This window comes from Phenylobacterium sp. (assembly GCF_030646615.1).
Taxonomy (GTDB): Bacteria; Pseudomonadota; Alphaproteobacteria; order Caulobacterales; family Caulobacteraceae; genus Phenylobacterium.
Genome location: NZ_JAUSLG010000014.1, coordinates 44,159 through 58,240, shown reverse-complemented (window position 1 = coordinate 58,240; position 14,082 = coordinate 44,159). Strand labels below are relative to the sequence as shown.

Here is a 14,082-nt window from a genome sequence, read left to right as displayed (position 1 = left end):
GGAAAATGTGATGAGAATACCTCTCGATATTCCGCCGGGGCTGGTGGGGGACGATACCTCGTTCGCGGTCGCGGGCCGCTGGGCGGACGGCTCCAATGTGCGGTTCTGGCGGGGGCGACCCCAAGTCGTCGGGGGTTGGGAGGGCCTGACCAGCGAGCTGCTGGCCGGTGTCTGCCGCAAGGTCTTCGCCTGGACGGACAACGCCGCGGTGCTGAACGTCGCATTCGGCGCTCACAACGCCTTGCAGGTTTGGATCGGCGGGGGCCTGCACGACATCACGCCGGAACTGGCGCAGCCGGCCCGGGCCCTGGGCGTCGACCCCCTGTCGGTCGGCGAGGGCGAGGCCACGGTGAGCGTCACCATGGCTGGGCACGGGCTGGCCGACGGCGATCTGGTCGATGTGTCCGGCGCAGCGAACCTGGGCGGGATGACGCCGAACATCGAAGAGGCGTCGGTCACGGTGATCGACGCCGATCACTTCACCTATGACGCCATGTCGGCGGCCGCATCGAGCGCGACCGGTGGTGGCCCGGCCGTGGTTGTCGCGCCCCAGGCGCCCTTCGGGGCCGGGGCGATCGACGGCACGGGGGGCCAGGGATACGGCACCGGGGCCTATTCAACCGGCGCCTACTCCTCGCCCTCGTCGGCGGACTATTTCCCGCGGACCTGGAGTCTTTCGGCCTTCGGTGAGCGGCTGATCGCCAGTCCCCGGGGCGGAGCCCTCTATGCGTGGGCCAATGACACGGACGCTGCAGCCGCGCCGCTGGCGAATGCGCCGGCTCAAATCACCGCGTCGCTGGTCTCGCACACCGACCAAATTTTCGCCCTGGGCTGTAACGAGGAAGTTTCCGGTGTCTTCAACCCGCTGTGCATTCGCCATAGCGGGGTGAGGCGGGCCGATGAGTGGATCACCGCGGGCCACACCACAGCGCGGGAATATGTCCTGGCCGGCGGCGGGCGCATCGTCGGGGCTAGTGTGGCCGGACAGTTCATCCTGGTCTGGACCTCGGACCGGCTGTTCGTCGGAACCTTCGTTGGCGCGCTGAACCAGCCCTGGCGGTTCGATCCGGTGGGTGAGCATTGCGGCCTGATCGGGCCGAACGCCTTTGCGGTCGCCGGCTCGCAGGCGGTGTGGCTGGCGCCGGACCTGCAGTTTCGCAGCTACGCCTTGGGTGGAGCTGTGCAGATCATCCCGTGCCCGATCCGTGACGAGATGGCCCAGAACCTGGCCAGCGCCCAGGGTGACAAGATCACGGCGACCTCCATCAGCATCTATGACGAGATCCGTTTCGACTATCCCGACGCCCGTGATGGCAATGAGAACAGCCGATACTTGGCGGTCTGCCTGGGTGATGGGTCCTGGTCCAAGGGGGTCATGGCCCGCACCGCCTTTGTGGACGCCGGCCCGCAGCAGGATCCGATCGGCGTGACCCCCGGGGGCCAGGTGTTCTGGCACGAACGGGGCCGCTCGGCTGATGGCGGGGCCTTCACCTGGTTCATCGAGAGCGCCGACCAGCTTCTGAGCGAGGACCAGACCCTGATGGTGCGGGGGTTGTGGCCGGACATGGTTGGGCAGGCGGGGCCGGCCGCGCTGCGCCTGAGCACTCGGCTGAAGCCCCAGGGGGAGAGCCGGACCTATGGCCCCTATCCCTTGGCGCCAGGCGTCGAGCGGGTGGACGTGCGCGCGAGCGGTCGGCTGTTCCGCGTCCGGCTGAGCGGCCAGGGCTCGCCGACCGGCGGGCGGATTGGCCGCCCGGTGTTCGATGTCGCGCCGGCGGGCATGCGGTGAGGGCGGAGACCTGGGCGGCGTGCCGCAGCTGGCTGCTGCCAGCCCTGCGCCCCGAGGATGGGGACGAGGCGACCCTGCGAGACGAGATTCTGGCGGGAGACGCGCAGCTCTGGGCTGGCGAGGGCGGGGCTCTGGTCACCCAATGCGTCGAGGGGCCAGAGGGCCGCAGCCTGCACGTCTGGCTGGCGGGGGGCCGGCTGGACACGATCCTGGCCCTGCGGCCGGGCGTCGAGGCCTGGGCGCGGGGCCTGGGATGCGTGTGCGTCACCATCGAAGGCCGATCGGGCTGGGCGCGGGTGCTGAGCGCCCTGGGCTACCGGCGGCATGGCGAGATTCTGAGAAGGAGCCTGTGATGGGCAAGAAGAAGACGAAGACGAGTTCGAGTACGACGGAACGGGCGACCGTGACGCCGACCAACCCCCAATGGGTGACCGATGGCGTCCAGGGCCTGAGCGCCCGGGTCAGCCAGCTGGGCCAAGTGGACCCCTATAGCCTGGTCGCGCCCCTGAGCGGGCTGGAGCAGCAGGCGATGCGGGGCGCGGCTGGTCTGAACGGCTATGGCTTCGCCTATGACGAGGCCGCCGACTGGGTGCGGGGCGTGGCCGCGCAGGAAACGCCCAGCGTCCAGTCCGCCAGCCTGCTGGACGGGATCGAGGCCTATTACAATCCCTATCGGAACCAGGTGGTGGATGCGGCCACCGCTGATTTCGACGCTGAAGCCGGGCGCACGCGGGCCAGCCAGGCGCTAGATCTGGCCGGGCAGGGCGCGTTTGGCGGCTCCGGCGCGGCGCTCACCCGCTCGCTCACCGAAGGCGAGCTGGCCCGAGCGCGGAACGCCCAGGTGTCCAACCTCTTCGCCGGCATGTTCAACACCAGCGCTGCTCTGGCCAGCCAGGACGCCGATCGCCGGCAGCAGGCCTCGACTCAGAATGCGCAGCTGGCCGCCCAGAACGCCGCGCTGCGCCTGCAGGCGGCCAACAGTCTTGCCGGCCTGGCCGGATCCCGGGCGGCCAGCGACCGGGACGACGTGGCGACCCAGGCGGCGATCGGCGCGCAGGCGCGGAGCGTGGATCAGGCCTATCGGATGGCGCCCTATACGGCCCTGAACAGCCAGGCCGACATCATGGCCAAGCTGCCCCTGGAGCTGTTCCGCGGGTCCACGACCGAGGGAACGTCCAGCACGACGGGGACGCGGACAGATACGCCGAGCTTCCTCGACAATCTGGCGCAGGCCACCGGGATCGCGGGCGACATCTTCAGCTTGGGCAAAGCGATGTTTCCTACGAAGACGGGGACCGGATGACTGGCGCGTTGGAAATGGCAGACGCCCAGATCGTCGCCTTGCGGCAGATCGGCGAACATGTGGCCGCCCAGACCGCCCGGCTGGAAGGGCTGGCCGCCAAGATGGACGATGTGCGCGAGCGGCTGGCGCGGCTGGAGGCCCTGGAGGCCGGTAAGCTGGTGGAGGGCCTACGCGGCGAGCTGAAGGGGGCCCTGGGCCGCATCGACCAGCTGGAAAGCCAGCGTGACCGGGTCGCGGGGGCCGCCGACTTCTGGACCTGGCTGGCCCGCAGCATGCCGTGGCTGGCCACCGGCCTGATCGCCTTTCTGGCGGGGCTGGGCCTGAAGCCGGCGAGCAGCCCGTGAGCGAGCCGCGGCCGCCCATCGAGGTGCGGTGGCTCTATCGCCGCATCTTCACCTACTGCGCCTGTGGGGCCAATTTCGCCGGCCTTGCGGCGATCATCCTGCGGCTGGACGACCCCGTCGCCCTGAAGTGGCTGGGCCTGGCCCTGATCGGCGCCAATGTGGTGCTGGGCACGCTCTATCTCGCCGGGGCTACGGTGACCGACTGGGCCAAGCTGGTGGCCGCCGGGCGCCGCGACCGGCCCTGAGCCCTCTCCCATCGATCGATGAACTGGAGGTCGGCCATGACCACATGGCTTTCGGCGCACTTTTCCCTGGAGGAAATGATCGCCACCCAGCAGCGCGGCCTGGACAACCAGCCGACGCCTGCCTTGCTCAGGCGTCTCAAGGCCACGGCGAAGGTGCTCGAAGAGGTTCGAACCCTGCTCGGGGACTCGCCGGTCCTGATCACCAGCGGCTATCGTTCGCCGGCGGTGAACCGGGCGGTGGGCGGCTCGGCGACCAGCGCCCATATGCGCGGCGAGGCCGCGGACTTCATCTGCCCGCGGTTTGGCTCGCCCCTGGCGGTGTGCCGGGCGATCGCGGAGTCGGATCTCGCCTTCGACCAGCTGATCGAAGAGGCCGGCGCCTGGATTCACCTGGGTCTTGGGGGCCGCTGGCGCCGCGAGGTGCTGACCTGGCGGCCGGGCGGCGGCTATGTGCGAGGCCTTTCGGCATGAACCTGCGCCTGATCATGATCGCCGTCGCGGCCGGCGGCCTGGCCGCCTCGGCGCTGTCGCTCTATGTGGCCGGGCGCCGGGATGGGGCCGAGCTTCATCGGGACGCCGTCGCCGCGCTCACCCAGCAGCGAGACGTCGCCCGCCTGGAGGCCGAAGGGGAGCGGGCGGCCCAGGCGCGCCTTAGCGAGGCGCTGGCCCGGAGCAGCCGCGCCGACCAGGTTGCGGCGGCCTTCATTCCCCAAGCCCTGAACACGGAGGACGGACATGCGCCCCTTGATGCGGCTCGCGCCGATCGCCTGCACGCTGCTGATCGCCAGTTGTGCCAAGCCGCCCCCGAGCTTGTCGGCTGCGCCGCAGTTGAGCCTGGCGCCTGAAGCCCTGCGCCCCTGCAAGCTGCATGTGCTGCCGCCGGCGCCGACCCTCGCGGATCTGGAGATCGGCTATGTGATGCGGGGCGCGGATCTGGTCGCTTGCGACGCCGCCCGAAGACTTGCGGTCGGGACCCACCAGGCTCAGCAGGCGCTGGGCGCGGGGAAGAGCCGCTAGGCCTCCAGGCGCGCCTGGATGTAGGCGGCGACATCCGGAGGCCAGGCCGTCAGGACGGCGTCGAGCGCCGTCCGGTCGTCGGCGAACAGGGCGCGCGCGGCGGCCTCGAAGCCGGCGGCGTCACCAGCCAGGGCGGACATGGCGCGATAGGCGGCTTCCCTCCGGGTGCGAAGGCGGTCGGCGTCGGCGTGCGTCCTGCGAGCCTCCTCCACCAGGCGGCGGAGGGCGGCCGAGGCGCCGCCGGGCTGGGCTGCGAGCCAGTCCCAGTGGCGGGGCAGGAGGGTGACCTCCCGCGGGACGACGCCGAGGCGCGGTCGGCCCCGAGTCGCTCGGGCGGGGGATGGCTCCTCAGCCGTCGGAGGTGCGGGCGACGCCCGTAGGTCGATGTCCACCGGCCGGCCGTCGGCGTCAGACAGCAGGATCGGCGGCGACTCGTGGGCGTCAGCGCGGGCGCGCAGAACGGCGGCGACCTGGGCGGGGTCGCCACTGGCGATACGCACGCCATCGACGAAGGCGGTCAGGGTGGGGGTCAAGGCTGGCTCCATGTCGCTTCCTGACGCACGGCGATGATGGCGTCAATAACATCCGGGTATAAAGAAGGCGCCGTGAGGGATTGGACCTGGGAGCTTCCGCATGTTTACTCGGGCCATACGGCGGACGGGGGCGACATGCGACGCGGGACGGTTATTGCAGGCTTGATGTGCGCGGGACTGGCGGGCTGCGCCACGCCTCCGGTTGAGCTGAGCTTGGCGCCCGAGGCGCCGCCCCCTGGGGCGCGTGTCCGCCTCCCCGTCGAGGCGGCGACCTGGGGGGAGGACCTTGAGGCCGCGCTTGGGGCGGCGGGTTTCCATCTGGTGGAGGGGAATGACGTCAGGGCGGACTATCTGGTGCAGGCCGGCTTCGCGGAGCGTCCCGCCGGGGTCGGGGCCTTTGTACCCGGGGCGGAGGGGGCGGCTCCTCACTGGCTGGCGAAAAGCCGCAAGGCGCGGTTCTGGCAGCGACGCCGGAGCGACTACAGCCTGACCGTCGTCCTTGTGGATACGCAAACCGGAACGCCAGCTTTTCGCGCCAACGCCCAACAGCAGGGCCCCGCCGGCGAAGGCGCGGAGATGGCGCCGCTGCTGACGGCCGCCCTGGCCGAGCGTCTCAGGCCTCGGTGACCTGCGGCAGGCGCAGGGTGAAGATGGCCCCGCCATCTGGCCCTGCATTGCGGCAGGAGATCTCGCCGCCATGACGTTGCACGACCTCGCGCACCAGGCTCAGGCCCAGGCCCGCACCTTCGGCGCGGGGCGCGTCTGGCCGACCGAGCCGCTGGAACGGCTGGAAAAGCTGGGCCATGGCGTCATCCGCGACGCCGTGTCCGCTGTCGGTGATCTCGCACACGACCTGGTCGTCCTGCGCCCATAGCGCGCAGGTGATTTTGCCGGATGGGCCACCGTGCTTCAGGGCGTTGTCGAGCAGGTTGCCAAGGGCGCGGGAGAGAAGCGCCCGGTCCCCGCGCACCAGCAGCTCCTCGGCCGGGACATCGAGATCTATGGTCGTGGCCGCACGTTGAGCCTGGGGCCAGATGTCGTCGACCGCCTCCGTGGCGAGGTCGGCGAGGTTCAGGATTTCCCAGGTCATGGCGCTCGATTCGGCGCGGGCGAGATGGATGAAGTTGTCGGCCAGGGCCAGGGTGCGGCGGGCATAGCCGCCGATGCGCTGGAGGATGGCGTTGGGGGCGCCTTCCGCAGAGAGGGAGTCCAGCACCGCGAGGATCGAGGCCTGCGGCGAGCGCATGTCGTGGCTGAGGAGTTGAAGCAGGCGCTCGCGCTGGGCGGCGGCTGTCCGGATCGGGGTGATGTCGGTGAGCCGGACGATCCAGGCCGGCGGCGCCTCGGCGCCCGGCTGGTGTCGCACGCGGGTGACCTGGAAGATCATCCCCCGGGGGCTGACCACTTCGCCAGCCAAGTGGGTTTCGCCCAGCATCAGCGCCGCAACGGGCGCATCATCGGCCGACCAGCCCTCCAGCAAGGTGGGCAGCCCGGCGCCCAGAGCCTGGGGAAAGAGCGCTCGCGCCGCAGTGTTGGCGAAGGTGACTTCGCCGGCGGCGGTGACGACGAGGGTGGGATCTGGCAGGCCCTGCAGGGTGTCGAGCGCGAAGCGGCGGGCGTCCTGCGCCCGGGCGATGGCGTCCTCCATGAGGGCGATCTGCCGGGCGACGATATCCTGTCCCGCGGGGGACTGAGGCGGGCGGGCGACGAGATCCGGCTCGGCTGAGAAGCGGGCCAGTTCGCGCACCATGTAGCGGCTCGAGGCCTCCAGCCGCCGCCAGGCCCAAAGGGGGAGGACGACCAGAATCCCGATCAAGGCCGCGGCCGGCGGCGCCCAGAGACCAAAACTGATCAGAGCGATGGCGCTGGCGCCGGGCGCCAGGAGGATGAGGGCGGCGCCCAGCAGAAGATTTTCTCGAGGTCCGAGCCGCAGAAGCCCGATCAGCAGGACGAGAACCAGGCCGAGGGACAGGGCTGTCTGGACCCAAGGATTCAGCGGCTGGATGGTGCGGCCCTGAAGGAGGGCGTCGAGCAGGTTGGCCTGTATTTCGACGCCGGGCATCAACTGCGCGGCGGTGCTGGTGGGCGTCGCGTAGCTGTCGTGGAGCCCGGCGGCGGTGGCGCCGAGGAGAACGTAGCGACCCTGCAGGAACTCCGGGGGCGTTTCGCCGGCCAGGACGCTGCTGGCGGAGATGGAGCGGTAGTGGCCCGGCGGCCCGGCATAGGGAATGAGGATCGGCCTCGTCCGCACCAGGGGGCTGCCTGTGGCCGGACGCGCGAGATCCGGCAGCGGGAGACCCTGGCCGATGCGACGGGCGACCTCGACGAGATGAGGCACCTTCTGCGCGCCGGCGCTCTCGAGAAGGGCGGCGCGGCGGACCACGCCGTCACGATCAAATTGTAGGTTCACCTGGCCGAGCCCCGCGGCGCCCCTGGCGATCACGCCGACGGGGGGGCGAAGGGCGAAGGCGGCGCCGTCGGGACCCGGAGTCTCGATGACCAGGGGAAGGGCTGCGACGCCGGTCTTGGCGAACGCCTGGCCCAGGGCCCGATCCCCGGCCGGGTCGGAGCCGGGCTCAACGAACAGGACATCATAGGCGAGCGCCTTGGGGTTGGCCTCGGCGATGCGGTCGACGAGGTCTGCGTGGACCTGCCTGGGCCAGGGCCAGACCCCGACCTCCTGCAGGCTTCGATCATCAATGACGACCAGGATGATGTCGTCGCTGATCGCCTGGGGCGCCTGTCGCACCAGGGCGTCGTACAGAAGGTGGTCGAGTCGGCTTGCGCCCCCGCTCCAGGCCAGGAGCCCCGTCAGCGCCAGGGTGAAGGCCGCCGTCAGCAGCCATTCGCCCATCAGCCATGATCGCTGAGGTCGGTCCCTGTGAGGTGGAATGGGCGACAGGATCAGCCGCCCAGCTGGAACCGCTGGACCGGCGACCACTTCTCGGAGGCTCGACCATCCTCGAAGCGTGTGACCAGCACCCGCCAGAAGTAGACGCCGTCCGGGAGTTCGGCGACCGAGATCTGTCGTTCGGTCAGGCCTGGCTCGTCGATGATCGGCCCGTCCATCTCGGCATTGACGGCGAGCTGGAAGCGAAAGCTGGCGGCGCCTTCGCCAGAGTCGCTCCAGCGGAACAGGAAGCTGCGATCAACCCCTTCCAGGCCAGCCGGTGGCGCAAGGCCAATGGCGTTCAGCCGACGCTCCACAGCGTAGACCTCGGGAAGCCCCTCCAGGCCGTCAACGGCGATGGCCGTCAGGCGCAGGAAGTAGATGGCGTTGGGGACCGAACCAAAGGTCAGGGTCGGACCTTCGCTTTCGGCCTCGGCGAAGATATCGACGAAGCCCGCGTCCGTCGCCAGCTGGCCTCGATAGCTTTGCGCTCCATCGACGGGGACGAGGTCGAAGCTGAGTTCCGGTTCGTCCTGGGCTCGTCCAGGGGCGCGGAGCTTGGGGCTGGGCAATAGCGCCTGCGGGGCGGTGGCGCTGGTGGCGTCTGCCCGGCGGCCGAAGGCCCGGGGCACGAGAATTTCGCTGGCCTCATAGCTGGCCCGGGCGCCAACCGAGCCTTCCACCACCTCAAGAGTCGAACGGTTGGCCTCGGCGTCATGAGCGACGCGGAACTCCGTCCCGCGCACCGCAGACACGGTGAGCGGGGTTGTGATGATGAAGCTGCTGCCGGGCGTCGGAGCCGGGGCGACCACCGAGCTGCTGCGCCCGGCCTCCAGGGTGAGCCGCCGCTGAATGTCGCCGCTCAGCAGCACCCGCCTTGCGCGGTCGAGGACCACCCGGCTCTGGGAGGGCAGGGTGATCCGCGAGCCGTCCGGCATTTCCAGCGTCAGGAAGGCGCCCGCGGCGGTGGTCAGGCGTGAACCTTCCGGGATGACCAGGCCGATCACCGGGGCCAGCGGACCCGCCGGGGCTGTGATGGTCACATCCCCACGGAAGGCGCTCAGGCGGGCGACGACGGGTTCGGTGCGCAGCAGGCGCACGGGAATCCGCAAGGTTGTTCCTGGCTGGAGGCGCCGCGGCTCGGCGATGCGATTGAGGCGGGCCACCCGCTGGGCGTCACCGGGCCGAACCATGTAGCGCTCGGCCAGGTCGTAGAGTGTGTCACCAGGCCGAACCACATAGGTGGCGATGTCAGATGCGGTCTGGGGGGTCTGGGCCTTGGCCGTGAGGGGCGCGAGGCCAAGGCCGATGGCGCAGGCGACGGCGACGGCGAGGCGGATGACCTTCATGGGGCGGACGACTCCTCGGCGTCGGTTGAGATCGCCTCCAGGCGGTAGCCATAGCTGTAGACAGGGGCGAGTCGGTAGCCAAGCGCCGGACGCAGGTCGAGCTTGGCGCGGATGCGCGAGACGTGGGCGTCGAGGGTGCGTGTGGGAAGATCCGGATTGCGACCCCAGACCGTCTCCAGGAGATAGGCTCGGCCCAGCGGCCGGTTCATGTTCCGGAAGAAGGCCAGGGCCAGGGCGAACTCCTTGGTGGTCAGCTTCACGGCCTTTTCGCCATGGGTGACCGTCTCAGCCATCGGATCGAACAGGTGATCGCCGAAAGTCTCGGGGCGCATCGTCGCGCCGCTGGGATAGGCCCGGCGGAGGACGGCGTTCACACGCGCCAGCAGCACCGACCGCTCGATCGGCTTTATGATGAAGTCGTCGGCGCCCGCGTCGAGGGCGGTGACGATATCCTCGGCCGAGGCCCGGGCCGTAATCATCAGGACGGGCGGCGGAGCCTGCAAATTGGCCCGGGACCAGGCCAAGACGTCCAGACCTGATGGCCCCGGCACATTCCAGTCCAGGATCAGAAGATCGAAGGTCTCCTGGCGCAGGCGAACCAGCAGGGGGGCTCCGGACGTGAAGCGAAGGCAGAGGTGATTTTCAGAGAGGAGGGCGGCTTCCACCAGATCACCATGGGCGGGATCATCCTCCAGTATCGCGACCCTCATGAGGCTTTTCCTCCCCGAAGAAGCGCTCGCACACCTCTTGGAGCTATGCCTGAGGCCTCGGCTACGGGTCGCCTCCGTACACGCCACTATCGATGCCCCCCTATAATGTGAAACCGGCCCAATTTGGGCAATGGCGGAGAACGGATTGTAAGAAGTTGTAAAACTCAGCCTCAAAGCCGTGCAGCCGGTTCGCTTAGCGTTACTAGGCCCGAATGAGGTCGGGTCAGAGAGAGTCGAGGCCGTCCTCAATAGAGGAGGGTTGCGCGTGATGTCATCTGAACTGGCCGCCGGGGGGCGAGCGAAGGGCCCGGCTGGGCAGGTCCAGATCCTGGTGGCCGAAGACGATCCGCGAACCCAACGGCTGCTCATCGCCCTGCTGGATTTCGTCGGCCTGACCCCGGTCATCGCCCGGGACGGTTCCGAGGCCCTGGAGGCGTGGCGGGGCTCGCGTTGGGACCTTATCCTGATGGATGTGAAAATGCCGCTGATCGACGGCCTCGCCCTGACGGGGATCATCCGCCGCACCGAGGCGAGCCTGGGCCTGGGCCGCGTGCCCATCGTGGCGATCACGGCCGGCGCCGGTGAGGCGGATCAACAGGCCTGCTTGGCGGCGGGCATGGATGCGGTCATCAGCAAGCCCTTTGCGGCCAAGGCGTTGTTCGAGACCATCGAACACTACTGCGGCGGGATTTCGGCGCCGGGTCACCAGCGCTTCGGGGCGATCCACTAATAGGCCGCGCAAGCGCAATCCCACGCCCGTCCGGCGGCAGGCTTAACTATGTAAACAGTTGTAAATTCAAATGCGGAAGCCTTGTTTTGAGGGCCTCCATCCCCCCCACTGCAGCGCGTGCCTGCGGGGGAGAACAAGCATGGATTGCCGGCCAACAGCCTTTTCATCGGGCCAGAATGGAAGTGAACCCAGCCGGCTGGAGCCACCAGCTCCGGCGCTCGCGGGACTGGCCTGGTTCACGCCGGCCATCCTTGGGGTGGCCGTCCTGGCCGCCGTCCGGCCATCGCCTTTGGCGCTGTGCGCCGGCGCTGTCGTCCTTGCGGCAGGCGCGGCCCTGGCCTGGAGGTATCTAGGCTCTCGCGCCGGCGACTATGCGATCCTCGCAGAGGTGGCGGCGCGCCACCGGGTTCGGCCGGTCCAAATCCGCCGGCTCTGGCTGCCTCTGAACGCCCAGTGGCGCAATCCCCGACAGTACGAAGCCATCGTCCTCGACGCCGCCTCCCAACACCGGCGGTTGCATCTGGCCCTGCCGCTTTCCGCCGGCGCTCCCGTCTGGGTGCGGCTCAGCCTCGAATCTTCGCCGCTGATGCAGGCGGGGAGCTGAGTCATGGTGGCCAGCGTCAGCATCCACCCCGTCGACCTGCACGTGGGCATGCGCCTGCGTCTCAGGCGGCGGGATTTGAAGATCACGCAGACCGAACTCGCCGAACACCTCGGGATCAGTTTTCAGCAGGTCCAGAAGTACGAGCGGGGCATGAACCGGCTGAGCGCCTCGCGGCTCTATGAGATCGCCAGGGTTCTGCGGGTCGGGGTGGATTATTTTTTCGAAGGCCTCGAAGGGGCCTCGACAAAGGGGGCTCGAACGGCCGCCTGACAAGTTCGATACGCTGGACCTGTGAGGGGAGCTCCGGAGCGGCGCAGGGCCGCTCCGGAGACGCCTTGAGGCTGGGTGGACCAGCCTCCGGATAGTGGTGCCGCCGGGCAGGATTGAACTGCCGACCTCAGCCTTACCAAGGATGCGCTCTACCACTGAGCTACGGCGGCGAAAGGCGAGGCGGGGGCTATAGCCAACCCGACGGCCCGCGTGAAGCCCCCAAATCCGGATTTCTCGGACTTGACCTCGCAGGGCCCCGGTCGCAAGCCCTGTTCATGAGCCCGCCGGAAAAGCCCAGATCGCCGTCCCCCACCGATCGGGAGGCCAAGCTCGCCCAGGCTCTTCGCGCCAATCTGCGCCGCCGCAAGGCCGCGCCAAGGGCGCCGGATGCTCCGGACCCCGAGGATGACAAGCGTTCGTGAGAGTCCCGTGGCTTTGCGCCGCGGTGGCCTCAGGATAGAAGCGCCTCTTGGGTTGTTCACGCTGCGGGGCTGCGGCGCTTGAAGGGGCTGGGATTGGATCGAATCGTCATCGAAGGCGGCGCGCGTCTGGAAGGCGAGATCGCCATCAGCGGCGCCAAGAACTCGGCCATCAAGCTGATGGCCGCCAGTCTTCTGACGAACGAACCTCTGCGGCTGACCAACATGCCGCGTCTGGCCGACACGCGGTTCCTCGGCAAGCTGCTCAGGCGTCTGGGCGCCGAGGTCGAGGAGCGGGACGGGCCGGACGGCGCCGAAACCGTGCTGCAGACGTCCGAAATCATCAGCGCCATCGCGCCCTATGACCTGGTCCGCCAGATGCGGGCCTCGTTCAACGTGCTGGGGCCGCTGCTGGCCCGCTCCGGCCAGGCCAAGGTCTCCCTGCCCGGCGGCTGCACCATCGGCGCCCGGCCGGTGGATCTTCACCTGTCGGCGCTGCGGGCGCTCGGGGCTCATATCGATCTCCACGAGGGCTACGTGTACGCCCAGGCGCCGCGGGGCCTGATCGGCGCGGAGATCGTCTTTCCCTTCGTCTCAGTGGGCGCTACCGAGCACGCCATGCTGGCGGCGGTTCTGGCCGAGGGCGAGACCGTACTGCGTAACGCCGCTTGCGAACCCGAGATCGTCGATCTGGCCGATTGCCTGAACAAGATGGGCGCGCGGATCAGCGGCGCCGGGATGGACCTGATCCGCATCCAGGGGGTCAGCCGACTGGGCGGAACGACACACTCTGTCATTCCTGATCGAATCGAGACCGGCACCTTCGCCCTGGCCGCGGCCATGGCCGGCGGCGAGGTGCGGCTGACCCGGACCCGCAGCGACTTCATCGCCAATCTGCTGGACAAGATGGAAGAAGCCGGGGTCGATGTGACGCATCATAACGACGGCGTCACCATCAAGCGCAACGGCCAGCGGCTGAAGGCCGTGACCATCGAGACCGATCCCTATCCCGGCTTCGCCACGGACCTGCAGGCGCAGTTCATGGCCCTGATGACCCTGGCTGACGGCGAATCGGTGATCCGCGAGACCATCTTCGAGAACCGTTTCATGCATGCGCCGGAACTGGCCCGGCTGGGCGCCGACATCGCCATCCAGGGCGGCGAAGCCCGGGTGCGCGGGGTCTCGAGCCTGAACGGCGCCCAGGTGATGGCCACTGACCTGCGCGCCTCGGTCAGCCTGGTGATCGCGGGCCTTGCGGCCAAGGGCGAGACCGAGGTGGGGCGGGTCTATCACCTGGATCGAGGTTTCGAGCGCCTCGAGGCCAAGCTCGGCGCCTGCGGAGCGAAGATCCGGCGCCTGCAGGGCGCGGAGATGATCGAGGACATGACCGCCGATGCCTGACGTTTCCCGGGGACCCCTGAAGCTGCGGGCCGAGGACGCCGAGGATCTGGCTGTGATCTCTGCGGCCCTTCAGGACGCCGTGGCCAAGATCGGCGACATCCGCTTCGAGGCCCAGACCCGGCTGCTGACCATCGCGTTCAACCGCTACCGCTGGGAGGCGGGAGGCCGCTCGCGCGTGCGCAGCGCCTTGCAGCTTGGATCGGTCGAACAGGTCGAGGCGCGGCGGCTGCGGCGCGATGCGCCCGACGCGGTGGTCGAACTGCTGGCCATCACCTTCGAGCCGGAGGTTGAGCCCCCCGGCGGGGCTGTGGTGCTGAACTTCGCCGGCGGCGGTGACCTCAAGATCAAGGTCGAATGCATCGAGGCGGTGCTGGCCGACGTCTCGGACCCCTGGCCGACCCCTCGGACTCCCCGCCACGAGGCGTAAGGCCCACCGATCCAGCCCTGTGGCCGCGGCGCCATGGCGCTGGCCGGCCAG

19 protein-coding genes and 1 tRNA gene are annotated in these 14,082 nt (G+C 69.2%); 15 read left to right on the top strand and 5 right to left on the bottom strand.

Annotated features, from left to right (window positions below; translation table 11 throughout):
• The first annotated feature begins 10 nt into the window (after positions 1–10).
• From Q7S93_RS02315 to Q7S93_RS02280, 8 genes are read left to right on the top strand one after another with little or no spacing between them, the layout of a single operon-like run.
• Entirely contained in the window at positions 11–1,789 is a 1,779-nt protein-coding gene (locus tag Q7S93_RS02315; protein ID WP_304711961.1) for a hypothetical protein, read from the top strand.
• Positions 1,786–2,142 carry a hypothetical protein gene (locus Q7S93_RS02310; RefSeq protein ID WP_304711960.1) on the top strand — a complete coding sequence of 119 codons (357 nt, stop codon included), beginning with the start codon at positions 1,786–1,788 and terminating at the stop codon, positions 2,140–2,142. The genes Q7S93_RS02315 and Q7S93_RS02310 overlap by 4 nt, the downstream gene beginning before the upstream one ends.
• Positions 2,142–3,092: a hypothetical protein gene (locus Q7S93_RS02305; RefSeq protein WP_304711959.1), complete on the top strand. Its 951-nt coding sequence runs from the start codon at positions 2,142–2,144 to the stop codon at positions 3,090–3,092. The genes Q7S93_RS02310 and Q7S93_RS02305 overlap by 1 nt, the downstream gene beginning before the upstream one ends.
• 14 nt (positions 3,093–3,106) lie before the next feature.
• Entirely contained in the window at positions 3,107–3,436 is a 330-nt protein-coding gene (locus Q7S93_RS02300; RefSeq protein ID WP_304711958.1) for a hypothetical protein, read from the top strand.
• Positions 3,433–3,681 (top strand): hypothetical protein, encoded by a 249-nt coding sequence (locus Q7S93_RS02295; protein ID WP_304711957.1) that lies wholly within the window; start codon positions 3,433–3,435, stop codon positions 3,679–3,681. Before Q7S93_RS02300 ends, Q7S93_RS02295 begins: the two co-directional genes overlap by 4 nt.
• Positions 3,682–3,717: 36 nt before the next feature.
• The gene (locus Q7S93_RS02290) at positions 3,718–4,152 is read left to right on the top strand and encodes a D-Ala-D-Ala carboxypeptidase family metallohydrolase (RefSeq protein WP_304711956.1); all 435 of its coding nucleotides are present in this window, start codon (positions 3,718–3,720) and stop codon (positions 4,150–4,152) included.
• Positions 4,149–4,526 (top strand): hypothetical protein, encoded by a 378-nt coding sequence (locus Q7S93_RS02285; protein ID WP_304711955.1) that lies wholly within the window; start codon positions 4,149–4,151, stop codon positions 4,524–4,526. Before Q7S93_RS02290 ends, Q7S93_RS02285 begins: the two co-directional genes overlap by 4 nt.
• Positions 4,510–4,698 carry a hypothetical protein gene (locus Q7S93_RS02280; protein WP_304711954.1) on the top strand — a complete coding sequence of 63 codons (189 nt, stop codon included), beginning with the start codon at positions 4,510–4,512 and terminating at the stop codon, positions 4,696–4,698. Before Q7S93_RS02285 ends, Q7S93_RS02280 begins: the two co-directional genes overlap by 17 nt.
• On the opposite strand, the gene Q7S93_RS02275 is transcribed toward Q7S93_RS02280, so the two are convergent.
• Positions 4,695–5,231: a DUF2239 family protein gene (locus Q7S93_RS02275; RefSeq protein WP_304711953.1), complete on the bottom strand. Its 537-nt coding sequence runs from the start codon at positions 5,229–5,231 to the stop codon at positions 4,695–4,697. The two genes, Q7S93_RS02280 and Q7S93_RS02275, sit on opposite strands and share 4 nt — an antisense overlap.
• Positions 5,232–5,444: 213 nt before the next feature.
• Here Q7S93_RS02275 and Q7S93_RS02270 point away from each other — a divergent pair, with 213 nt between their 5' ends.
• Positions 5,445–5,858, top strand: a complete 414-nt coding sequence (locus tag Q7S93_RS02270) for a hypothetical protein (RefSeq protein WP_304711952.1) — start codon at positions 5,445–5,447, stop codon at positions 5,856–5,858.
• On the opposite strand, the gene Q7S93_RS02265 is transcribed toward Q7S93_RS02270, so the two are convergent.
• Genes Q7S93_RS02265 through Q7S93_RS02255 form a run of 3 tightly spaced genes read right to left on the bottom strand, consistent with a single transcriptional unit; the run spans position 5,845 to position 10,180 of the window.
• Positions 5,845–8,085, bottom strand: coding sequence for a CHASE2 domain-containing protein (locus Q7S93_RS02265; RefSeq protein ID WP_304711951.1), 2,241 nt, complete (start codon positions 8,083–8,085; stop codon positions 5,845–5,847). The genes Q7S93_RS02270 and Q7S93_RS02265 overlap by 14 nt on opposite strands.
• Before the next feature lie 50 nt (positions 8,086–8,135).
• Positions 8,136–9,470, bottom strand: a complete 1,335-nt coding sequence (locus Q7S93_RS02260) for a FecR domain-containing protein (protein ID WP_304711950.1) — start codon at positions 9,468–9,470, stop codon at positions 8,136–8,138.
• On the bottom strand, positions 9,467–10,180 hold the full coding sequence (locus tag Q7S93_RS02255; RefSeq protein WP_304711949.1) for a response regulator transcription factor: 714 nt from the start codon (positions 10,178–10,180) through the stop codon (positions 9,467–9,469). The genes Q7S93_RS02260 and Q7S93_RS02255 overlap by 4 nt, the downstream gene beginning before the upstream one ends.
• Before the next feature lie 268 nt (positions 10,181–10,448).
• Between Q7S93_RS02255 and Q7S93_RS02250 the strand changes: the two genes are divergently transcribed.
• The 3 genes from Q7S93_RS02250 to Q7S93_RS02240 all read left to right on the top strand — a co-directional run bounded on the left by Q7S93_RS02250 (position 10,449) and on the right by Q7S93_RS02240 (position 11,784).
• Entirely contained in the window at positions 10,449–10,910 is a 462-nt protein-coding gene (locus Q7S93_RS02250) for a response regulator (RefSeq protein WP_304711948.1), read from the top strand.
• Between the two features lie 139 nt (positions 10,911–11,049).
• The gene (locus Q7S93_RS02245; protein ID WP_304711947.1) at positions 11,050–11,514 is read left to right on the top strand and encodes a hypothetical protein; all 465 of its coding nucleotides are present in this window, start codon (positions 11,050–11,052) and stop codon (positions 11,512–11,514) included.
• A 3-nt stretch (positions 11,515–11,517) separates the two neighbouring features.
• Positions 11,518–11,784 carry a helix-turn-helix domain-containing protein gene (locus Q7S93_RS02240; RefSeq protein WP_370652045.1) on the top strand — a complete coding sequence of 89 codons (267 nt, stop codon included), beginning with the start codon at positions 11,518–11,520 and terminating at the stop codon, positions 11,782–11,784.
• A 95-nt stretch (positions 11,785–11,879) separates the two neighbouring features.
• Here Q7S93_RS02240 and Q7S93_RS02235 read toward each other — a convergent pair.
• Positions 11,880–11,954, bottom strand: a tRNA-Thr gene (locus Q7S93_RS02235).
• Between the two features lie 105 nt (positions 11,955–12,059).
• Here Q7S93_RS02235 and Q7S93_RS02230 point away from each other — a divergent pair.
• The 3 genes from Q7S93_RS02230 to Q7S93_RS02220 all read left to right on the top strand — a co-directional run bounded on the left by Q7S93_RS02230 (position 12,060) and on the right by Q7S93_RS02220 (position 14,031).
• On the top strand, positions 12,060–12,206 hold the full coding sequence (locus Q7S93_RS02230; RefSeq protein WP_304711946.1) for a hypothetical protein: 147 nt from the start codon (positions 12,060–12,062) through the stop codon (positions 12,204–12,206).
• A gap of 93 nt (positions 12,207–12,299) precedes the next feature.
• Positions 12,300–13,604 carry a UDP-N-acetylglucosamine 1-carboxyvinyltransferase gene (murA, locus tag Q7S93_RS02225; RefSeq protein ID WP_304711945.1) on the top strand — a complete coding sequence of 435 codons (1,305 nt, stop codon included), beginning with the start codon at positions 12,300–12,302 and terminating at the stop codon, positions 13,602–13,604.
• Positions 13,597–14,031 (top strand): DUF2948 family protein, encoded by a 435-nt coding sequence (locus tag Q7S93_RS02220; protein WP_304711944.1) that lies wholly within the window; start codon positions 13,597–13,599, stop codon positions 14,029–14,031. The genes murA and Q7S93_RS02220 overlap by 8 nt, the downstream gene beginning before the upstream one ends.
• Positions 14,032–14,082 lie beyond the last annotated feature (51 nt).